The 20,206-nt window shown below is 45.4% G+C and carries 21 protein-coding genes and 1 tRNA gene; 11 read left to right on the forward strand and 11 right to left on the reverse strand.

The window, feature by feature from the left end:
• The first annotated feature begins 135 nt into the window (after nt 1-135).
• Genes ASG33_RS02215 through ASG33_RS02230 form a run of 4 tightly spaced genes read left to right on the forward strand, consistent with a single transcriptional unit; the run spans nt 136 to nt 2,079 of the window.
• Complete coding sequence (locus ASG33_RS02215) at nt 136-555, forward strand: helix-turn-helix domain-containing protein (RefSeq protein ID WP_056279815.1); 420 nt, start codon at nt 136-138, stop codon at nt 553-555.
• Between the two features lie 9 nt (nt 556-564).
• Nucleotides 565-867: a nucleotidyltransferase family protein gene (locus tag ASG33_RS02220; protein WP_056279817.1), complete on the forward strand. Its 303-nt coding sequence runs from the start codon at nt 565-567 to the stop codon at nt 865-867.
• Nucleotides 857-1,195, forward strand: coding sequence for a DUF86 domain-containing protein (locus ASG33_RS02225; RefSeq protein ID WP_056279819.1), 339 nt, complete (start codon nt 857-859; stop codon nt 1,193-1,195). Before ASG33_RS02220 ends, ASG33_RS02225 begins: the two co-directional genes overlap by 11 nt.
• 47 nt (nt 1,196-1,242) lie before the next feature.
• Complete coding sequence (locus tag ASG33_RS02230) at nt 1,243-2,079, forward strand: hypothetical protein (protein WP_157474531.1); 837 nt, start codon at nt 1,243-1,245, stop codon at nt 2,077-2,079.
• 323 nt (nt 2,080-2,402) lie between these two features.
• Here ASG33_RS02230 and ASG33_RS02235 read toward each other — a convergent pair.
• The 4 genes from ASG33_RS02235 to ASG33_RS02250 form a co-directional block, all read right to left on the reverse strand.
• A tRNA-Arg gene (locus ASG33_RS02235) sits at nt 2,403-2,476 on the reverse strand.
• Between the two features lie 90 nt (nt 2,477-2,566).
• A complete protein-coding gene (locus tag ASG33_RS02240; RefSeq protein WP_056279823.1) occupies nt 2,567-3,346 on the reverse strand; it encodes an enoyl-CoA hydratase/isomerase family protein in 780 nt (259 codons plus the stop codon).
• Between the two features lie 25 nt (nt 3,347-3,371).
• The gene (locus ASG33_RS02245) at nt 3,372-4,010 is read right to left on the reverse strand and encodes a hypothetical protein (RefSeq protein ID WP_056279825.1); all 639 of its coding nucleotides are present in this window, start codon (nt 4,008-4,010) and stop codon (nt 3,372-3,374) included.
• 97 nt (nt 4,011-4,107) lie between these two features.
• The gene (locus ASG33_RS02250) at nt 4,108-4,626 is read right to left on the reverse strand and encodes a hypothetical protein (RefSeq protein WP_056279827.1); all 519 of its coding nucleotides are present in this window, start codon (nt 4,624-4,626) and stop codon (nt 4,108-4,110) included.
• Between the two features lie 126 nt (nt 4,627-4,752).
• Between ASG33_RS02250 and ASG33_RS02255 the strand changes: the two genes are divergently transcribed.
• The gene (locus tag ASG33_RS02255) at nt 4,753-4,974 is read left to right on the forward strand and encodes a hypothetical protein (RefSeq protein ID WP_056279829.1); all 222 of its coding nucleotides are present in this window, start codon (nt 4,753-4,755) and stop codon (nt 4,972-4,974) included.
• Here the strand turns inward: ASG33_RS02255 and ASG33_RS02260 are convergent.
• The 7 genes from ASG33_RS02260 to ASG33_RS02290 all read right to left on the reverse strand — a co-directional run bounded on the left by ASG33_RS02260 (nt 4,971) and on the right by ASG33_RS02290 (nt 16,293).
• A complete protein-coding gene (locus tag ASG33_RS02260) occupies nt 4,971-5,918 on the reverse strand; it encodes a D-2-hydroxyacid dehydrogenase (protein WP_056279830.1) in 948 nt (315 codons plus the stop codon). The two genes, ASG33_RS02255 and ASG33_RS02260, sit on opposite strands and share 4 nt — an antisense overlap.
• A gap of 14 nt (nt 5,919-5,932) precedes the next feature.
• Nucleotides 5,933-7,120 (reverse strand): ATP-binding protein, encoded by a 1,188-nt coding sequence (locus tag ASG33_RS02265; protein WP_229238538.1) that lies wholly within the window; start codon nt 7,118-7,120, stop codon nt 5,933-5,935.
• A 164-nt stretch (nt 7,121-7,284) separates the two neighbouring features.
• Complete coding sequence (locus tag ASG33_RS02270) at nt 7,285-9,663, reverse strand: M1 family metallopeptidase (protein ID WP_056279836.1); 2,379 nt, start codon at nt 9,661-9,663, stop codon at nt 7,285-7,287.
• A gap of 30 nt (nt 9,664-9,693) precedes the next feature.
• Nucleotides 9,694-10,317, reverse strand: a complete 624-nt coding sequence (locus ASG33_RS02275) for a HupE/UreJ family protein (RefSeq protein WP_056279837.1) — start codon at nt 10,315-10,317, stop codon at nt 9,694-9,696.
• Between the two features lie 195 nt (nt 10,318-10,512).
• On the reverse strand, nt 10,513-11,859 hold the full coding sequence (locus ASG33_RS02280; protein WP_056279840.1) for a hypothetical protein: 1,347 nt from the start codon (nt 11,857-11,859) through the stop codon (nt 10,513-10,515).
• A gap of 72 nt (nt 11,860-11,931) precedes the next feature.
• A complete protein-coding gene (locus tag ASG33_RS02285; protein WP_056279842.1) occupies nt 11,932-14,748 on the reverse strand; it encodes a TonB-dependent receptor in 2,817 nt (938 codons plus the stop codon).
• Between the two features lie 114 nt (nt 14,749-14,862).
• The gene (locus ASG33_RS02290) at nt 14,863-16,293 is read right to left on the reverse strand and encodes a M14 family zinc carboxypeptidase (protein WP_229238539.1); all 1,431 of its coding nucleotides are present in this window, start codon (nt 16,291-16,293) and stop codon (nt 14,863-14,865) included.
• A 342-nt stretch (nt 16,294-16,635) separates the two neighbouring features.
• Between ASG33_RS02290 and hisH the strand changes: the two genes are divergently transcribed.
• The 6 genes from hisH (at nt 16,636) to ASG33_RS02320 (ending at nt 20,126) form a co-directional block, all read left to right on the forward strand.
• Nucleotides 16,636-17,223, forward strand: coding sequence for an imidazole glycerol phosphate synthase subunit HisH (hisH, locus tag ASG33_RS02295; protein WP_056279846.1), 588 nt, complete (start codon nt 16,636-16,638; stop codon nt 17,221-17,223).
• A gap of 17 nt (nt 17,224-17,240) precedes the next feature.
• Nucleotides 17,241-17,963, forward strand: a complete 723-nt coding sequence (gene hisA / locus ASG33_RS02300) for a 1-(5-phosphoribosyl)-5-[(5-phosphoribosylamino)methylideneamino]imidazole-4-carboxamide isomerase (RefSeq protein ID WP_056279848.1) — start codon at nt 17,241-17,243, stop codon at nt 17,961-17,963.
• Nucleotides 17,964-17,968: 5 nt separating this feature from the next.
• A complete protein-coding gene (hisF, locus tag ASG33_RS02305; protein ID WP_056279850.1) occupies nt 17,969-18,742 on the forward strand; it encodes an imidazole glycerol phosphate synthase subunit HisF in 774 nt (257 codons plus the stop codon).
• A gap of 10 nt (nt 18,743-18,752) precedes the next feature.
• On the forward strand, nt 18,753-19,382 hold the full coding sequence (hisIE, locus tag ASG33_RS02310; protein WP_056279852.1) for a bifunctional phosphoribosyl-AMP cyclohydrolase/phosphoribosyl-ATP diphosphatase HisIE: 630 nt from the start codon (nt 18,753-18,755) through the stop codon (nt 19,380-19,382).
• Nucleotides 19,383-19,393: 11 nt separating this feature from the next.
• Nucleotides 19,394-19,729, forward strand: a complete 336-nt coding sequence (locus ASG33_RS02315; RefSeq protein ID WP_056279854.1) for a phage holin family protein — start codon at nt 19,394-19,396, stop codon at nt 19,727-19,729.
• 61 nt (nt 19,730-19,790) lie between these two features.
• Complete coding sequence (locus ASG33_RS02320) at nt 19,791-20,126, forward strand: phage holin family protein (RefSeq protein ID WP_056279856.1); 336 nt, start codon at nt 19,791-19,793, stop codon at nt 20,124-20,126.
• Nucleotides 20,127-20,206: the final 80 nt, after the last annotated feature.

Consider the following 20,206-nt stretch of genomic DNA (forward strand, 5'->3'; position numbering starts at 1 on the left):
AAAGGTCAATTCTGGAATCAATTGGGAAAGGCGTGTTGGCGAGACGGTTAACTTACACGGGCAAGTCTGTAAATTACCTGGAAACTTTTGGCGGCATTTATATAAATTGTCGGTTCAACAAAAAACCTTTCCGCAATGACACATACTACCTCCAATCCGAAGATCCACGAAGGCCGCAACCTGAAACGCTTCCGCGAAATGCTCGGAATTAAGCAGGATTTCCTCGCTTTCGAGCTCGGTGAAGACTGGAACCAGCAGAAAGTTTCTTTACTGGAACAAAAGGAAAAGATCGAGTCTGGTATTTTGGAGCAGGTAGCCTCGATCTTGAAAATCCCTGCTGAGGCGATCCGGAATTTTGATGAGGAACAGGCAGTGAATATTATCGCCAATACATTTGACAAGGTTGAAAACTCTTTCAATTTCGGTACCTTCAATTTACATCCGATGGAAAAGATAATTCAGCTGCATAATGAGAAGATTGCGCTTTATGAGCGGATGTTGAAGGAGAAGGAGGAGATGATGGGGAGGCTGGAGCGGTTGATTGGGGATAAATAGAATATCAAAATGGAGATATTGGAAAAATATAAAGAGGCCATTGTTAAACTTTGTAGAACGCACAAAGTGAGAAGCTTATATGCTTTTGGTTCTGTGCTGACTGACAATTTTGACGGAGAAAGTGATATAGATCTGATTGTAGATTTCACGACGATGGAAGTCGAAGATTATGCTGACAACTATTTTGATTTAAAATTTTCATTACAGGAAGTTTTTAAACGGCCAGTGGATTTACTGGAAGAAAAAGCAATCAAGAACCCTTATTTTCTTGAAAATGTAAATCAGCACCGGCAGCTTGTATATGGACGTTGAGATCAAAACCTGGCTATACGACATGTTAAATGGGATCGCCGAAATTGAAAGTTTCTTTTCGGATCAGCCGATGCAATTTGCCAATTATCAAGCTGATTTACGGACAAAACGAGCGGTCGAAAGAAATATCGAAATCATTGGTGAGGCGATGAGCCGCATTATCAAAAAGGATAGTACTGTTCAGATTACCAATTCGAGAAAGCTGGTTGATGCTCGAAATAGGATCATTCACGGGTACGATTCAGTTTCCGATGAAGTTATTTGGGGGATTGTAGTACGGCATTTGCCCATTTTGCGAGAGGAGATTGCCGCGTTGCTAGGAGAATAGGATAGCTAAGCGCCTGGTGATAACTTAAAAATCCCAAATTTTCACTTATGAGATCGGAGAAAGACACCTGCTTACTATGTGCACAAAATCCCGCTTGCAGTAGAGAATCGCATATTATTCCTGATTCGATGGTTAAAAGACTTCGCAAGTCTCGCGGCAAAGTCTGGAAGGTTGATGCTTCAAGACGAGATAAACGAGCGCTAATTGAGCAGGACGTAAGCAAAGAGAGATACATTTTATGTGATGACTGCGAAACATACATTGGGTTCCTTGAAACTCATTTTGGACAGGCGATTAAAAAATTCGTTGAACAAAATCGAATTGGAGATGATTTTTTTCCATTGCAGCAAATACAGGAGGTTGGGGATAATATTACTAAGGTGCAAACAGCGTTCGTGTGCTTTAAAGCGCAGCCTTTAATGACACAATTATTGATTGATTCAATACTTTTTCGGATTCATATTGCGAGCAAATCGACTTTTGCATATACAACTTTCACCTCGGAAATTGTAAAACAACTAAGAATTAACTTGTTGACGTTTAAATCGAAAGCCTACAATGAGGTTCTGGACAAATGCAAAACGTACAATGGTAGTAATGTGTTCTTTACTCCGTATATGCTTTATTGTCCTATGACGGAGATAGTCACCTCAGGAGAAATTATGTATGAATTCATAGAACCAACACCGGACTTTCTCAAAATTTTAGCGGGCGAGTATTGGATTTGGATCCCTAATCGACCGATTCAATCAGCATTTCTTAATTCCGGAAAAACCCTAGTAAAAGTGCTTAGACTGACAGTTCAACAATATGAAAAGATGTATAAAGAAATGAGGGAGCTTTACGATAGAATTGATGCTTACAATGATGGAGTTAGGGATTAAACACCATCAAATAAGCAAGCGCTTGGCCATTCCCTTCACCGGCACAGACACATTAACCTGCGCGACAATGAAATCCACTCCTTTGTAGTGATATTTCTTCAAAAAAATAAGTTTTGTCAGATCCGACTAGTAATTACTAGTTTTTTAGGAAAAGTAGCACATGCGCTTCCATAGAGCAATCGTCTCTTTCCATAACGTTGCGGCAAGCCCGCCAGAAGCAGCTAGAGAGCAGGTAACGAGGTCAACAAAAGTGCTCACCAGAATGCTACTAGTTAGCAAAACAAAAAAAGCACCTGATTTCTCAGATGCTTTTTAACTTTTTGTGGTCACGTAGGGATTCGAACCCCAAACCTCCTGATCCGTAGTCAGGTGCTCTATCCAATTGAGCTACGCAACCCTTCCGTATTCGGACTGCAAAGATAGAAAAGCGTCTTAAAATACAATACACATTTGTAATAAAAATCTTGCATTAAATTCTATAATAAGGCTATTTGCCCTGAAAATCAGGCTTTCTTTTTTGTAAAAAAGCTGAAATTCCTTCTCGGCAATCTGCACTTTGGAACAAGATCTCCTGGTTAACTCTCTCGAGTTCCTGCATGCGCGCCAGGTCCGAATGCGACGATTCATTCAATACTTTCTTCATCGTGCCAATGGCGAGTGTAGGGGCGGTGGCGTAGAAACGGGCGAGTTTGTCTACTTCTTGATCGAGCTCAGCAGCTGGTACCGCCTTATTGATCAAGCCGATTGCAGCTGCTTCATTTGCTCCTACTTTCCTGCCCGTTGAGGCCAGTTCAAAGGTTTTGGCCATTCCAATCAGTCTCGGCAAAAAGAATGTAGCGCCTGCATCGGGCATTAAGCCGATTTGCACAAATGCGAGACTCAGATACGCTTCTTCACTGGCTATCACCATGTCACAAGCCAGCACCAGAGAGCAACCAGCGCCGACTGCCACGCCATTCAATCTGCATATCACCGGCTTGGAAAGTGTGCGGATCGCATTTATCATCGGTTCGTAATAGTCTTTCAACAGCTGTTCGGCCGTGGTGCCTACTGCCATAGTTTCTTTCAAATCCGCGCCGGAGCAAAATGCCTTTTCACCTTCCGCAGTAATGATTAAAACGCGGATCCGCTCGTCGGTCGCTACCATCGAAATCGCCGCTGTTATTTCCTGCATGAGCTGCGGATTCAGGGCGTGGTATACCTCAGGCCGATTAAGGCTTAGTCGCGCAATACCATTTTCTTGGGTAAAAAGAATGTTTTCGTACATGAAATGGCGCGTTTAGGCTCTTGGATCAGAAATAGAAATAGACAGTCAGACTGCTTACCAGTACGCCGCACAGAAAGCCAGCAAAAACCTGCCCCGGACTATGTGCATTCAGTTGCAAACGGGCGCTCAGGAGTAAGCCTGCCAGCAAGATCGCGATAAGCAATGGATTGAGCAACGCAACTTCATCAAAACGGATCATCAGTCCCGCGAGCATAGCGATAACACCGCCTATGCCCGTCGCATGCGCACTGATTTTCCAGAAATAACTCACACAGGTCACGACCACAAGCGACAGGGTCACGCTGGCAAGTATCACCGATATCTGTGGCGCCATTTCTCCAACCGGCTGCAATTGCCACCCGAAAAGATAAGTGGCGAGCCCATAAATGATAACCGTCGCCAGATAAGGCAATCGCCGCTCATTTACGTCGTCAACATACAAATTTGTAATCACCCCCATTTTCATAAAATAATAGGTAACTACCGCCGGTGCGACAAAGGTGTTTAAGAATAAAAGCGTCAACAGGCTGCCCAATGCCGGAAATTCAAATGCGCTGACACCGACCAGGTCTGGCGAAAGCAGGAAAAGTAATGCAAATAGGTAAGTTGTGAGGATCAGTGGATGGAACAGCACTGATAATAGGATAGCAAGTCGATTATTCAAGGGGAAAAGCTTTAATCTGAACTTTAGTAAACAAAATTAACCTGAAAACCATACTGTACAAAAACTGTCCCAGGCTCGCTTCAAGGGTTTTCCGATCTCATCGATTTATAAAAAATTCCCTGAATGAAGCCATTTCTGATCGTTCAGTTTCCAGGAACTTTTGAAAGATCTTGTCGCCTACCTGCTCCCGCAGTGCGGAGATTCCGACGTCGATCAGCCTTAATCCGGTATCTGTCAACAGGATATTATCGTAATACAAACCGCCGATACCTGAGGGGCGTCTGAGATCCCTGTGAACAAAGCCGCTTTTGTGAAGCTGGTTGAGTTCGTCTTCAAACACATCCAGCCATAATTCCCTTTTACCAACTTCAAAAGCGCGGAAGTCGATAGGTTTCAACCGCTCCATCACAAGCATTTCTGCCTCAAACTCTTCACGGAAATCCAGCCTTACGAATTTTACAACCAAATCATTAACCTGGTTGGCATACTTCATTTTATCAGCCTCGGAGCCAATATCCGAGCGCGTGTCGCCCACGAAAAGCTTGGCTACTTCAGTTTCTGAAAGTGCAATCACAATATTGTTAGCACCAGAAGAAAGTCGGTTCGGATATTTCATTGAATATAGCGTCGATTTGTAGTCAATTTAAGCGGGCTAAGCGAGCGTTCATATCTGAGAGACAATTTACGTTGAATATCTTCTCGGCATGAAAATTTATGCTCGGTTCCCTAAACTTCATCGCAAATGGCAAAGGCTAAGAAAAAAACAAAGAAATCAGGCACCAAGAAGAACAAACTTGGAGTGAAAAACTCGCTGGTAAATAATATCAATGCCCGAAAAAAGAATGGCACTTCCAGATCTAAAAAGAAAAAGACGGTCAGTAAGAAGGCATACGCCAGAATGCAAAAAAACTGGGGCCGCAAAAAAGGTAAAAAGACAAAGAAAAGCGGTAAAAAGAAGCGCTAGCTGACAACGTTGACGGGTGACCCATTTTGAAAAGTTTGCAGGTTATCGGCAGTCAGCTGCATTAACCTTTGCCGCGCCTCAAACGTCGCCCAGGCCACGTGCGGTGTGATCACGCAATTCGGTGCTGATAGCAGTGGATTATCATTCTTTGGCGGCTCTACCGAAAGTACATCCAGACCGGCCCCTGCAATGGTACCGTTTGTCAAAGCTTCTGCAAGATCATGTTCATTGATTAGCGGGCCGCGACCTGTATTCAAAAGCAGCGCGCCCGGTTTCATGGAGGCAAGGCTGTTTTTGTTGACAATTTCCTTTGTCTCCTCCGTCAGCGGGCAATGCAGACTTACCACATCACTGTTTTTGAAAAGTGCTTCCAGCGAAACCATTTCAATTCCCTGCACCGGTTTTGGATGCTTGCGGTAAGCAATAACCTTCATGCCGAAAGCCAGTGCAATTTCGGCCACATTCGATCCGATATCTCCTAAACCGATCAGTCCCATTGTTTTGCCAGCCAGTTCAGTGAGCGGCGATTTCGAGTAGCTGAAATCCTGCGAAGAAGCCCATTCACCCGCAAAGACGCTCTGGCTGTGTGTTTCAACCCGGTTGACAAGTGCAAGAAGCAATGCGAAGGTTTGCTGGGCAACAGAGGCAGAGCTGTAAGCTTTTACATTAGTTACAACAATACCCTGCTTTTTGGCGGCTTCCATATCGATGTTATTGTAACCGGTAGCTGTAACACCAATATACTTCAACTTTGGCAGCTGCGATAGCGTGGCAGCCGATAGTACTGCCTTATTCACCAAAATCGCCTCGGCGTTGCTCGCCCGCTCCACGATCTCTTCCGGCTTGGAACGGTCGTATATTTTAACATTCCCCAGCTCTGAAACGGCGGTCCAGTCCAGATCGCCCGGGTTCAAAGTATATCCGTCAAGTATTACAATGTTCATGGTTTCGGTTTCAATTAAATGTTGCGCCAGCCCAGCACGGAATAGTCAGTCCTTTTCTGATTTTGATCCCCGCCGTAAATAAGCGTTTTAGTCCCCGCGAGCCCGTTACTTACTTCATTGAAGAAATTCATTCCTTTGAAATGCTCAGTCAGCACGGTTTGTGTTGATTTTATTTCAAAAATGTCAAACGCATTCCCGTTTTGAGTCAAAAGGTCAATCTCGTGCCCGTTGGAATCACGCCAGAACCAGTAATCATTGTGAAGATACTGATGTGCATTTTTCTTTTGATACTCGGCAATAATAAGGTTTTCGAAGATATTTCCTTTGAACGGACTGGTATGAAAAGTCTCTGCATTTCTGATCCCGAGAATGTGACAAAGCAGCCCGGTATCGTAAAAGTATAGCTTGGGAGTTTTTACAACGCGTTTATTAAAATTCTGATAGTAAGGTTGAAGCTGAAAAATAATGTAACTGCTTTCAAGTACCGATAACCACGATTTGGCTGTCGGCTGTGAGATACCGCATTCATTTGCAAGTGAATTCAGATTGAGCAGCTGCCCAACCCTGCCCGCACAAAGACTAACAAATGTCCTGAACTGTCGCGTATCTCTGATACTGGTAAGTTCAGTAACATCCCTTTCCACATAGGTTTGAATATAGTTGGAATAAAAAATACCAGGCTTGATCGAGCGGTCAAATACAGCAGGGTAAAAACCGTTCAGGCATACATCAGCTACATCATCCGCCAGCAAATTCCCGGATTTCATTTCGCTAAAATCGAAAGGCAGCAATTTGAACAGCGCAACCCGCCCCGCCAGACTCTGGGTAATACTGTTAAGAAGCTGGAAGTTTTGTGAGCCCGAGAGTATAAACTGGCCCATCATACCAGAGTTATCTACGATTGTTTGGATATAAGAAAATAATGAAGGAACCCGCTGTACTTCATCCAATATTACCTTATCTGAGTAAAGGTTCAGAAACGCAACCGGGTCGATGTCCGCGAAGGCGCGGTTGTTTGGATCTTCCAGCGAAATGTATTTATAACCTTTGAAGAGTGTCTTCAAAAGTGTAGTCTTTCCAGACTGCCGCGGCCCGGTCAATGCAATGACAGGGAACTTAGTGCTTTGTTCCCAAACTACTTTCTCTATGTCCCTGATTACAAAGTTCATACTGCCTGAAATGTCTTTTGTAAAGATAATCAAACTTTGAAATTACATAACTTCTATTTTGAAATTACATAAACTAAACTTTGAAATTACATAGATCTAACTTTGAAATTACATAGCCTTGACTTTGAAATTACATAAAAAAAAGTCCGCTCTGGCGCGAAGCCGGAGCGGACTTTTTTACAGATAAAAATCGAAGCTTACTTCTTCGGATCAGTGCTGACTTTTCCTGCACCTACACCTTCCATTTGCATGGGGTTCGGTGTTTTTCTGCTTTGCTGTTTGTAGATCTGGAAGCGGGTTGGTTTGGAAACACGCGGGAATGCATTGTTTTCCGTGTCGATGTCCGCGATTTGCTGGTAAGGATCGAGTGTCCATTGAACCACCTTCTTTTTGGTAGAAATTACCTTATTGATCTGCTGATCGTTGAAGCGCCAGATTTCTGCCGGAAATACCGCAACAGAGTCAGTTCCGTCTTCAAAGCCCATTTTCACGATCACAGGCATCGGAAGTCCGCCTTTGTTTTTGACTGAAAGTGTATAAAAATTGGTGTTCTGCTGGATCAATGCACGCTCACTTTCCGAAAGCGAAGCCAGGTACTGCTCATATTTTTGTTTATCAGCCGCTGTTACCTTGAACGGATCGTAGCGGTTATAGAAATCCGCCATCGTGGAATCCTGTGCTACCACGGTTTCTCCTTTGGCTTTTGCATCCTGGATTTTGCTCATTGTATTCTGCTTGCGCGCAAATTCCTGACGGGCGAGCTCTTTCTCGATATCCGGATTTTGGGTATCAATGCTGAACCAATCTACACTCACCAGATCCTGGTCAACAGCTTCGGTTCCATAAAACCAGCCTTTCCAGAACCAGTCAAGATCAACACCCGACGCGTCTTCCATGGTACGGAAAAAGTCAGCCGGGGTAGGACTTTTAAAGCGCCAGCGGTTTGCATACTCTTTAAATGCATGATCAAAAAGCTCGCGGCCCATTACTGTTTCACGCAGGATATTCAATGCAGTTGCGGGCTTCCCGTAAGCATTTGGTCCCAGCCCGATCACATTCTCGGCAGAAGCCATAATCGGTGTTAGTACCGATTTGTCAGAAGACATATAATCCGTGATCTGATTGGGCTCGCCGCGGCGGGTCGGGAAGTTGTAGTCCCATTCTTTTTCAGCCAGGTACTGGCAGAATGTATTCAAGCCTTCGTCCATCCAGGCCCACTGACGTTCATCAGAATTAACGATCATCGGGAAAAAGTTGTGGCCCACTTCGTGAATGATCACACCGATCATTCCGTATTTCACTGCTTCGCTGTAAGTACCATCCTCTTCCGGGCGACCGCCATTGAAGCTGATCATCGGATATTCCATTCCGCCGCCTGCAACTGAGTGGCAGGAAATCGCAACCGGATAAGGATACTCAAAAGTGCGATCTCCGTAAGATTTCAAAGTATGCGCCACTGCGCGGGTTGAATATTGTTCCCAAAGCGGGTTACCTTCTTTCGGGTAAATGGACATACACCAGATCTTGCGGCCGCTTTTGTAAACATCGGTCTGCATGGCGTCCCAGATAAATTTCCGGCTGCTCGCAAATGCGAAATCGCGCACATTATCAGCTTTGTAAATCCACGTTTTCTTGCCTGGATTCTTATTCTCCCGCTTTTCAGCCTTTTCTGCTTCGGCCTGCGTTACGATGATTACCGGTGTTTTGGAAGTTTCAGCTTTCTTCAAACGTTGTTTCTGGGTAGCAGTAAGCACCTGTGCATAATTCTGGCATTCTCCGCTGGCCGCTACCACGTGGTCGGCGGGTACTGTAATGGCAACTTTATAGTTACCGAAGATCAATGCAAATTCTCCCTGGCCTAGAAATTGTTTGTGGTTCCAGCCATTTACATCATCATAAGGAGCAAGGCGTGGAAACCAGTGCGCAATGAAGTAGTTGGCATTTCCGTCTTTCGGGAAAAACTCATATCCGCTTCGACCATAGTACTCGGTAATGTTATAGTTCCAGTCTACCCCAAAAACGAAGTTGGTACCGGGCTTCATCACTGCCGGAAGGTCAATGCGCATCATAGTACCATTGATCTTGTACGGAAGTGCCTTGCCTGCCTTGTCTTTTACCGCGGTAATGTTGTAGCCATATTCCACTTCCGGATCCAGTGAGGATCCTCTTCCATTGTTGATATTGGCAAGCTGGCTGGTGGTCATTCCTTTGTCACTGATCGCGCCGGTACGTGACATCGCTGCGATTCCGTCTTTTTTGAAGAGGTTTTGATCCAGTTGCAACCAGATATATTTCAGGTCGTCGGGGGAATTGTTGTAAAAAGTAATGGTCTCCGAACCGATAATGCGGCGCTTTTCGTCGTCCAGTTCGGCCTTGATGTCGTAGTCGGCGCGTTGTTGCCAGTACTCGCGGCCCGGCGCACCGGAAGCCGCGCGTGTTGAATTTGGCGTTGGCAGCATGGGACCCAGCTGTTCAAAACGGTCGTTGTACTGGTAAGTGGCGGAAGTCGGCAGCTGCTGACCATAGGAAGCCACGGAAACCAGCAGGAAGAGTAACGGGAGCAGGAGTTTTCTCATAATTAGTTAGTCAGATGTAATAAATTCTTGTTATTCGGCACTTCCGCCTGTAAGGCTTACAAAAAGCTCATTGTTCAGGATAAGCGAAAACGCCATTCCTACAATAATCCCGGAAAGTATGTGAATCCAGCTGAGGCGCTGTGCCCGCAGGATTTCAATCACTACAAAAGCAATGGAAAGGATTACAAAAACGATGATCAGCTGACCCAGTTCAAGTCCGATGTTAAACCCGAGCAACGGATTGAAAATCGCGGCTTCCTTGCCCAGCAATGCACGGAGGTAGTTTGAAAAACCCAGCCCGTGGATAAGGCCGAAGAAAAGGGCCAGTCCGTATCTCGTTGTCGAGTTCTCCTCTTTTTTACCAAAAGAACCCTTGGGGACTTTGTAAAAGAAATTCAGAGAGCCGGTAATTACGATGGTAACGGGGATAAGAAGCTCTATCCAGGCCGGATCAATGTTAATGAGGCCGAGCGTTGAAAGCGCCAGTGTAATCGAATGTCCGATCGTAAAAGCAGTTACCAGCACGATCACCTTTTTCCAGTCAATCAGGGTATATATTGTACAAAGCGCCATGATAAACAAAATGTGATCGTAGCCATTGGCATCTGTGATGTGTTCAAAACCTAATTGCAGGTAAGCTTGGAATTCGGACATTCAGTAGAATTAAGATTAGCGATCCTGACAAATTAATTGTCAAGACAAAATAACGGAAACGAAGTTATCCTTTTCGATGGAGGAATGCAATACGGGTTTTGTGGTCAATAAGAGAAATTTACCCGTATGAAAGAAAAAGACCGCGAACATGTGTTCACGGCCTTTCTAAATTCTGACACCAATTATATAAGACTATTACTTTCTGATCTCGTAGTTTGCATTCTGTGGATCCCAGTTCGCCCATTTGTCAGTCCAGTCGGTAGTTCCGAAAGCACCTACAACTGTGTTGGCTTCAAATCCTGTCGGCAACGTAGCGCCACCTGTCAGCAATGAAGAGCCAGCTTGTGGAAGAAGACCTGGCTTCGCAGTGATAGAGTTGTAGCCAGTCGCCAGTTTAAGATCTGCAACAGCGCCAACCATGTTTTTGCTTCCTGCCGGGATGAAAAGTGCTTGCGTGATTCCTTCAATTACGCCTTGTGCAGGAGTTCCTGTGATAGCAACTGCATTTCCGTCCATTTTAATCCTGCCTGCAACGAAGTTTGCGAGAGTAGCATCACCTTCAATTCTGACAGCAGAACGTGGCCATGCGCCTGTAATCAGCGTGTTGTAAACCGAGATCGCAGAATTTCTTCTGATACGTATTGCCGAGTTGAATTTGGCATTAACTGTTCCTTCTGCCATAGCGATAGTAACATTGGCGAATTTCGCAGAAGTTTGGGGAGTTGCAGCTGTACCTGTTCCGTCGTTATCAGACTCAAAGCCATTTGAATCACCAGCTAAGTCAGCTACAGCTGGGTCACGCAAGATGAAACCGTACTGTACGTTTCCTGAAAAACCATTATCAGTATCAAAATCATCGTCCAAACCACGGTAAGCGATCAAATGCTTTGCATTCACTGATCCACCAAACCATTCGAATGAATCATCACCTGAGTACGAAACTTGTACGTAGTCAATCTCAGTTCCTGAACCAACGCCACCGAATGTAAGGCCGTTGATCTCCTTATCCGTTTCAAATGCGATACCAGCAAACTCGATACGCACATATTTAAGTTGTCCTGAGTTGTCAGCTGCTTCTGTTCCGCCATATACAGATTGGTTTTCACCTTCAATTACTGCATCAGGTTTGTTAACAGGCGCTTTTCCAAGCAGGATCAAGCCTCCCCAGTCACCAGCTTTACGCTGTCCGGCTGGCATGCTTGATGTAAAAATGATAGGCTTATCAGCAGTTCCTACGGCAATAATCTTTCCGCCTGGCTTAACGATCAGTGAGCCTTTCTGCTTTCCGTCTCCTTTGATGATCGTTCCCGGCTCGATAGTCAATGTAGCGCCAGACTCAACATATACAAATCCTGAAAGTAAATATTGGTTGGAAGCCGACCAGGTAGTGTTGGATGTGATTTTGCCAGTGACGGTTTTCATTTCACCTACCGGAGTTACAATATCCTCGTCATCATCATCGTCGTCGTTCGTACAAGAAATGGATCCGAACATTGTAAGCCCCAACATCAGCAAGCTCAAAAGTTTACCTGTGTTTTTCATAAATTCAATTGTTTGTTTTCTGTTTTAAAGTTCTTTTTTGATAAGAGAGCCGGTTTACGACTTGCGGTTTTATTAAAATTTATAAGTCACGCCAATGGTTGAGTAGCTGCCTCTTTTGAAGCTTTGGTAAGATTCATCCACATCGGAAATTTTCTGGTCCTGGTTACTATCCTGGATAAGGCGGAAGCGCTGATTGAGCAGATCCTGGATTCCCAATTTGATTTCAAGGTGTTCTCCCAATGCCTTCACTATGTTCAGGTCGATGATGTTTCTCGGCATCTCGTACACGGTTGGCTGCAAATCCTTATCTCCAACCAGGAAGATCCTGCGGCCTACCACGTTATAAAGTGCATTCACCTGCCAGCCACGGTTTACGTCATTGTAGTAAAGTCCTGCATTGATCAGGTAAGGCGATTGGCCCTGCAACTGACGGTCGTTTTCCTGTCCGGCGAAGCCTGTCAGTACATTACTATGGATTACCGATGCATTCAGCACTACGCTAAGGTTATCCATGAATGGAGATACGGTCAGGTTTTTGAGTGATTTACGAAGCTCGATCTCAGCACCAGCCGTGTAAGCCGATTTTGCATTGTCAACATAGAACGATACCCCTGAACCTGCGTAGCGGATACGCGTTTCGATCGGGTTTTTGAAGTGTTTGTAGAATGCAGCCACCGAGATCATCTCTCCATCTTTCGGATAGAATTCGTAACGCAGGTCCACATTCTGGATCGAAGGTGTTTTCAGGTTCGGGTTACCAACGCGGGATACGTCGAAGTTAAAGTCATAGTAAGTAAACGGAGCCAGCTCGCGGAACTCGGGACGGTTCACAGAAACAGAATAAGCCAGTCTTACCAGTGATTTCTCGGTGAAGTTGTAGGCGAAGTTTGCAGAAGGCAGGAAACGGAAGATCGGATTGTTAACGCGGATCCGGTCGCCACCACCACGCTGCCTGCTTTGCAGTTTCTGAATGTTGTTCTCGACACGCAGACCAACAGATGCATTGAATTTTTTGCTGAAAGGAATGTAAGCGCCGAGGTATCCCGCCATCAAAGAGTTCTGAGCATTATACTTGTCGTCCGTATTGGTTCTTTCTGCGTAATAAAGTTGGTTTGCTCCAATGTTTTGTGAATCAAAAAGCTGCGCTGGTGCCTGGCTGAGCAATTCCTGAGGAGCATTGCCGGAGTTGGTCAGGTTAAACCATCTTGCTTTGAAAGCCCTGTCTTTTAGCTCGCCATAAGCGCCTGCACGCAATTTTATTTGCATGCTCTCGTCGTCTTCGTAGCCATTGCGTTCAATGCGGTGTTCAATATCAGCGCGGAAAGAGCTGGTATATTCGGTTAATTCAGAATAAAATCTTGCGCCTCTTGTTAAGCTGGCGTTGCTTCCCGGAACAAGTTCAACCTGGAAAGGACCGGTGCTGCCAATTGCGCGGGTTGAAATAAAGCGGCGGTAATCAGGCTCGCTGCGGAACGTTGTTCCCAATGCACCCAGCCATTTTACGGTTGTACGTGCGCCAAGCTCGTGCGTACCGCCTAACTGGCCTGAGTAAATGCTCTTCGACTCGTAACGGAATGCGTAGTTCTGAACTTCCACATCATTGTCTGTATTGTAGCCCTGACGGAAGTTAGTCTCTTTGTTAGACAGCTGGTTGAAGAGGTTTCTGAACTCAATCTTGTGATTTGGATTGATGATCAGCGCCCAGTTTGACATCACACCCAAGCGGACATTGTTTTGGTACAATTCGTCCTGGTAAGAGCTCTGAATGTCTGATTTCTGTTTTTCTTTATTAAAGCTCAGGTAACGGAACTGGGTTGTCGGTAAAAACTGGTTCGTAGATGAATAGTTGACATTATTGAATGTTGTCAACTTCATATTACCCAATTCAAATATATGGTTGTAACCCAGTGAAGCACGCAAATCAGGAGTTACTGATTTTGATTTCAAATCATAAAACTCAGGCAGCTTGCGGAATGCGTTCAATGATGCTTCCGATGGCGTATTTTCGCTTTGCAACCTTCTTGTCGAAGGAAAGCCATTTGGAAGCGCTCTGTCCGGGGCGCCAAAACCTGTCCAGTCCAATGCAGCGCCTTTGTAGTCGAGCACATTCTTGAATGTGGTATTTCCGCGGTAGCCGCCTGTGAGGCTGAATGTAAATCCGTTGTCGTCGGGGATTGTTTTTGTGTAAATTTTGATAATACCTCCTGCGAATTCACCAGGAAGTTCAGGTGCGCCGGATTTGTAGATCATCATCCGGTCGATAGCAGTACTTGGGATCAGGTCAAATGAGAATGATTTTACGTCAACCTCGGTAGAAGGGGTGATTGCGTCATTCAGCATTACCGTATTGTAACGCTCATTCAACCCGCGGATAATCACGAACCGATCGTCCTGAATAGAAACACCTGGTACGCGGCGCACAACCTGCGAAGCGTCACGGTCCTGCGACTTCTGGATCTGCTGTGCCGAAATACCTACCGCGATCTGCTCAGCCTGCTTGATCTCGGTAATTACTGAAACATCAGTAAAGGATTGGCGCTGGCCAACAATCTTCACCTCTTCCAGGTTCGCCACATCTTCTTCAATGGTGGTATTGATCAGAACAGCCTGGTTCGGGTAAACTTCGATCGCAATTTCTTTGGGCTTGTACGATACATAGCTGATGATAACCGTCTGCTTTCCTGTGGGAATATTGGAAATGTCGAAATTGCCTTCGACGTCCGTTGCAGTACCAATGGGAGGAGTAGAGCCTTTCAGTACCACGCTGGCACCGATAACAGCTTCTTTCGTTTTAAAATCTACTACTGTGCCTTTTACAGAGCCTGTCTGCGCAAAAGCGAGTGAAGTAGTAAAGAGGAGAATGAATAAGAGGGATAAATTAGCTTTCATGTTTTTTGTGTCAGATTTATGACACAAAAGTAGATCGCCAATATTACCCCAATGTTAACCGTATGTTACGACTCAGTTATTTCGGAAACGCGTTTTTTGTTATAAATCAAGGACTTATTCTACGATTCCCTGTCCCTTCTCTCTGCTGAAATCTTCCAGGTCATGCACAAACCCATTGATCACTGCATACCTTACTTTACCTGCTTTTTTGAGGATAAAGGTAGCCGTATTGCCCAGGCCGGGAGTTCCCGAAGGTACAGGCTGACCGCTCCTGAGTATATGCAATGGAGTAGTGGTAAAATAAAGCCCGAGTGCACGTGTGTTGGCGTCGGCAGCAAGTCGCACGTAGGTATAGCCTTCTTTCAGTAGATTCAATGCATTCAGCTTGCTGATTTCGCTCACATTTTTGTAGGTAGTAGGGTATACCTTGCCTTTTTCAATGGTATAACCTTTCGCATCCAGTTCCTGGCTTCCGTATTGCGGGTGCAGGTCGCCGAAATCTTCTATTTTACTGTAATAAAAAAACCTGGTCGCATTCGAGTAGCTGACTTCGTTACGGTTAATGCCCAGGTCGGCGGTAAAGGATTTCCCTGACTGTCTCACAGTCGCATTCCTGACTACGAGATCATAAACCCAGCGGCCGTTTTCGGGGATCTTATAGTAATCTTCGCGATTTTCCCTGGTAAGGGAGTTGTCAGCGATCTTACCCAATGCAGACAATATCGCCATGAAGTTCAGCTTGCGGATAAATTGCTTTTCCGGGTCGCCTACATATCCGCCTGACTCTATCAGTACAAGCGTAGTTCCCCATTTTTGTACATTATCACCAAACCCGCGCGGCTCATGGTCGTCGGCGTACCGCGCTACCTGACTGGGAATGTACTTTTGCAAAATCTTATTCATCCCCACGATGAGCTGCATAGAGCGCTGGCGCACATCGTTGATCGACAATTCGTAATCATAGGAAGTCGCAAGGAATGAAATCGTAGCCACTTTTGGGCTCCTGCCTGCGGAATAGCGCGGGCTTTGGTCGTGGAGGTTGAAACCGTAATCGGGTTTCAGTTTATCCACCAGGCCCTTCAATATAGCTGCTTCCGGTGTTTGCCGGGCGGCGGCGTCACGGTTCATATCAATGCCCTGCACGGTGCGGCGCTGGTACCTTTCGGCACCGTCGGGATTGAGCATGGGTACAAAGTACAGCGTGGTTTTTTCCAGCAGCTCTTTACGGAAGCTGTCAAATCCGTCATTCTTTCCTTCCAGGAAATTGAATATGTCAAAGCTCGCCATTGTGGCAGTGGGCTCGTCTCCATGCATTTGCGTCCAGAGCAGTACCTTTTTCTTGCCGGTACCTACTTTGATCATCTGGATTGTGCGTCCTTCAAACGACTCACCGACCTTTTCGATCGTGTACATTCCATTGCCCTGTCGCTTTGTAATCAGGGGAAGGATATCTTTTTGTTTGAACCTTCGCTGCGTCAATGCGGCTTCGCGGTAGGTTGGGTGTGCTTTGAAAAGCTTCTCGGCCAGATCGTCAGACTGTGCCATGGAATTTGAGGTGATCAATGTAAGGAGTAATAAAAAAAGACGTGAAATAGATAGTTCCATGATGGTATAAAGCCATTTTCAAACGCAAGGTACGAAGAAAACTCTAAGCAAATTTTAATGCAATTTTTACGCGTAGCGGCAACATTATTTACATTTTTCCTTACATTTGTGTCATGATAATCGCTGAAACATATCATCATTTTCATCATAGCCATCTGGCTTTCGGTCGTCTTGGGTGATATGTTTTTGCAAGTAGTGTTGTAATAAGGTTGAATACATAGTATCCCCGGAAGCCCGATTTTCTAATCGGGCTTTTTTTATTCTTTCCAACAGTATAACCGGATGAAAACCGTAATTATTAAGTACAATGCAGGTAATGTGCAGTCGGTCATGTATGCACTGGACAGGCTGGGCGCAGGGTACATCTATACCGACGATGTGACCGAAATTACCACAGCGGACAAAGTCATTTTTCCGGGTGTGGGAGAAGCAAGCACCACCATGAACTACCTCCGGCAAACCGGCCTGGACAAACTTATTCCTACATTGAAGCAGCCTGTTTTCGGTACTTGCGTGGGAATGCAGCTGATGTGCCGGTACTCGGAAGAAAACGACACGACCTGCATGGGGATTTTTGATGTGGATGTAAAAAGGTTTCCCGCTACTGCCGGCATGAAAGTGCCGCACATGGGCTGGAATAATATATCTGACTACAAAACTCCTCTCACCGACTCCATTCCGGAGAATGCATTCATGTACTTTGTACACAGCTATGCAGCGCCGGTTTGTGAGTATACAGTTGCTACCTGCGATTACACATTTCCATTCAGCGCAATGCTGCATAAGGATAATTTCTATGCGGCACAGTTCCACTGCGAGATCAGCGGCAATGCAGGTCAGCAGATCATCGAAAACTTCCTGAAACTCTAATCATAACCACTCCGAGCATGATTGAAATAATACCCGCCATTGATCTGATAGAAGGAAAATGCGTGCGCCTTACGCAGGGGGATTACGGCCAAAAGAAAATCTATAACGAAAACCCGCTCGAAGTTGCATTGCAGTTTGAAGATGCAGGATTGAAGCGGTTGCATCTGGTGGATCTTGACGGGGCAAAAGCCAAGAAAATCGTCAATTGGAAGGTACTTGAAACCATTGCTTCCAAAACCAGCCTGCACGTAGACTTCGGTGGCGGTGTACAGTCTGACGATGATCTGAGGGTTGTTTTTGAAAGTGGCGCAAAGCAGGTAACTGGTGGCAGTATCGCAGTTAAAAAACCTGAGATCTTCGAAAACTGGCTGAAAACTTACGGAGGCGAAAGGATCATTCTCGGGGCAGATGCCAAGAATGAGAAAATCGCGGTGAGCGGCTGGGAAGAAGGTACTGCATTATGGGTTTATGATTTCGTGGAAGAATACGTAGAAAAGGGGGTGAAGTACACGATCAGTACCGATGTGGCGAAAGATGGTTTGCTGCAGGGACCTTCGTTTGACCTCTATAAAAATCTTCAGGATAAATGTCCCGGTCTGCATATCATTGCCAGCGGAGGGATCAGCGGAATTGAAGATGTTGAAAAATTAGCTGAAATGAACATTTACGGCGTTATAATCGGAAAGGCGATCTATGAAAACAGGATCAGTCTTGCCGAGCTAATGCGATTCTCCGCCTGATAATTATGCTAACTAAAAGGATTATCCCCTGCCTGGATGTAAAGGACGGCAGGACTGTCAAGGGAGTCAACTTCGTGAACCTGCGCGACGCAGGCGATGCTGTGGAGCTGGGTGCATTGTACGCCGCCCAGGGTGCCGACGAGCTGGTGTACCTGGATATTACCGCCACGATCGACGGCCGCTCTACATTCATTGAGCTCGTAAAACGCGTTGCGCAAACGATCAATATACCTTTTACAGTAGGAGGCGGTATATCCTCCATTGCTGACGTTTCTGCATTGCTGCATGCCGGCGCCGACAAGGTTTCTATCAACTCGGCTGCGGTGCGTAATCCGGACCTGATCAATGAACTTTCACTTGAATTTGGAAGTCAATGCATTGTAGTGGCGATTGACACACGTTATATAGATATTGAAAACGGGAAAGAGCACATTGTCCACACGCACGGTGGCCGCAAGCCGACCGATCTCAGGACGATACCCTGGGCGAAAGAAGTGGAAGACCGGGGAGCCGGCGAGCTTTTGCTGACTTCCATGGACACCGACGGTACCAAAAACGGTTTTGCTCTTGAACTGACAGCAACAATTTCAGGTAATGCCAACATTCCCGTCATCGCCTCAGGCGGAGCAGGAGAAATGGCGCATTTTTACGATGTATTTACCACAGGTAAAGCCGACGCCGGGCTTGCGGCAAGCATTTTTCATTTCAGGGAAATAGACATCCCGGATCTGAAAGCCTACCTGGGCGACAGGAAACTTCCCATTAGATTGACAAGATAAACCAGACGAAATGAACGATAACTTTTCTACCATCGACTTTGATAAGTCAACCGACGGGCTGGTACCCGCCATCATCCAGGATGTTCATACAGACAAGGTGCTGATGCTTGGTTATATGAACAAGGAAGCGCTTGAAAAAACAAAGACAGAAGGTACGGTTACGTTCTTCAGTCGCAGCAAACAGCGTTTATGGACAAAGGGTGAAACGTCTGGGAATTTCCTTTTTATCAACGAGATCATAGCGGATTGTGACGGTGATACATTGCTGATCAAAGCCACTCCGGCAGGGCCAACATGCCACACAGGCGCAGATACCTGTTTTGGGGAAAAAAATAGTCAGGATGCCCGAATAGGGGAGGCGTTTTTTCTCAACTATCTTCAAAAGAAAGTGATAAGAGAGCGAAAAATAAATCCTTCGGAGGAGTCCTACACCAGCAGCCTTTTTAAGCGCGGGATCAACAAAATCGCCCAAAAAGTAGGTGAAGAAGCGGTCGAAGTTGTGATAGAGGCGAAGGACGATGATGTGGATCTTTTTAAAAATGAAGTGTCCGATTTGCTCTTCCACCTGCTTGTTCTTCTGGAGGAAAAAAACATTGACTTAGATGAGGTAATTGACGTACTTCGTAGCCGTCACCAATAATTGCTTACCGAATGAAATTACTCCTACGACTTGTAATCAGTGCTTTGGCAGTGCTCATCGGCGCCAATTTAATTCCCGGGGTTGCAGTTGAAAGTTTTACTACGGCCATCATCGTGGCAATTGTTCTTGGAATCCTCAATACATTCTTAAAGCCGGTACTGCAAATACTCGCACTCCCCATTACCATTCTTACGCTGGGACTGTTCTATTTTGTCGTTAACGTATTCATTATTTATCTCGCCAGCTTTCTGGTTGATGGATTTTACGTGAGTAACTTCCTGTCGGCTCTTTTCTTCGGGTTGGTAGTTTCAGTAGTTTCCGCGATTCTTGGTATGTTTTTGGATTAGTGTATGAACGACCTGCAAATCAGGTCGTAAATGGATACACATGATTTGAAAACTACTGATTATGCTAAGTCAACTAGAGGAGATTAAAGACACGCTTTTTAAGTATTTCGAGACACGTATCGATTTATTTAAAATTGAAACCAGGGATAAGATCGAGCGCGCCGCTGTAATGGCAGTGTACGGTGCGCTGATACTTTGCATTGCATTGACAATCCTTATACTGGTCGTTATTTTATTAGGAACTTTCCTGAACAGGTGGTTGGATAGTGATTACCTGGGATATCTGATTTTGCTTGGGGTATTTGTTATCAAACTGATTATCTGGATTGTATGGAGAGAAAAGTTTGTTCATATGATCCGCTCGGTTCTCGTAAAGTTTATGGGGGACAAAGAGTGACCAAGCTTTTAGCCGCATATTAGCTGATAAATAATCTTGAATTGCTATTTTTGGATTCCTTTTGAATCCCCGGGCACCAT

The sequence above is a fragment of the Dyadobacter sp. Leaf189 genome, from assembly GCF_001424405.1.
Classification (GTDB): domain Bacteria; phylum Bacteroidota; class Bacteroidia; order Cytophagales; family Spirosomataceae; genus Dyadobacter.

Coding starts and splice junctions, on each gene's coding strand:
- hisIE (WP_056279852.1), top strand. CDS start 18,753: ATGAACGATAACTTTTCTACCATCGACTTTGATAAGTCAACCGACGGG.
- hisF (WP_056279850.1), top strand. CDS start 17,969: ATGCTAACTAAAAGGATTATCCCCTGCCTGGATGTAAAGGACGGCAGG.
- ASG33_RS02315 (WP_056279854.1), top strand. CDS start 19,394: ATGAAATTACTCCTACGACTTGTAATCAGTGCTTTGGCAGTGCTCATC.
- ASG33_RS02320 (WP_056279856.1), top strand. CDS start 19,791: ATGCTAAGTCAACTAGAGGAGATTAAAGACACGCTTTTTAAGTATTTC.
- ASG33_RS02260 (WP_056279830.1), bottom strand. CDS start 5,918: ATGAACATTGTAATACTTGACGGATATACTTTGAACCCGGGCGATCTG.
- ASG33_RS02250 (WP_056279827.1), bottom strand. CDS start 4,626: ATGAAATATCCGAACCGACTTTCTTCTGGTGCTAACAATATTGTGATT.
- ASG33_RS02215 (WP_056279815.1), top strand. CDS start 136: ATGACACATACTACCTCCAATCCGAAGATCCACGAAGGCCGCAACCTG.
- ASG33_RS02255 (WP_056279829.1), top strand. CDS start 4,753: ATGGCAAAGGCTAAGAAAAAAACAAAGAAATCAGGCACCAAGAAGAAC.
- ASG33_RS02240 (WP_056279823.1), bottom strand. CDS start 3,346: ATGTACGAAAACATTCTTTTTACCCAAGAAAATGGTATTGCGCGACTA.
- ASG33_RS02270 (WP_056279836.1), bottom strand. CDS start 9,663: ATGAGAAAACTCCTGCTCCCGTTACTCTTCCTGCTGGTTTCCGTGGCT.
- ASG33_RS02290 (WP_229238539.1), bottom strand. CDS start 16,293: ATGGCACAGTCTGACGATCTGGCCGAGAAGCTTTTCAAAGCACACCCA.
- ASG33_RS02280 (WP_056279840.1), bottom strand. CDS start 11,859: ATGAAAAACACAGGTAAACTTTTGAGCTTGCTGATGTTGGGGCTTACA.
- ASG33_RS02225 (WP_056279819.1), top strand. CDS start 857: ATGGACGTTGAGATCAAAACCTGGCTATACGACATGTTAAATGGGATC.
- ASG33_RS02285 (WP_056279842.1), bottom strand. CDS start 14,748: ATGAAAGCTAATTTATCCCTCTTATTCATTCTCCTCTTTACTACTTCA.
- hisA (WP_056279848.1), top strand. CDS start 17,241: ATGATTGAAATAATACCCGCCATTGATCTGATAGAAGGAAAATGCGTG.
- ASG33_RS02220 (WP_056279817.1), top strand. CDS start 565: ATGGAGATATTGGAAAAATATAAAGAGGCCATTGTTAAACTTTGTAGA.
- ASG33_RS02230 (WP_157474531.1), top strand. CDS start 1,243: ATGAGATCGGAGAAAGACACCTGCTTACTATGTGCACAAAATCCCGCT.
- hisH (WP_056279846.1), top strand. CDS start 16,636: ATGAAAACCGTAATTATTAAGTACAATGCAGGTAATGTGCAGTCGGTC.
- ASG33_RS02275 (WP_056279837.1), bottom strand. CDS start 10,317: ATGTCCGAATTCCAAGCTTACCTGCAATTAGGTTTTGAACACATCACA.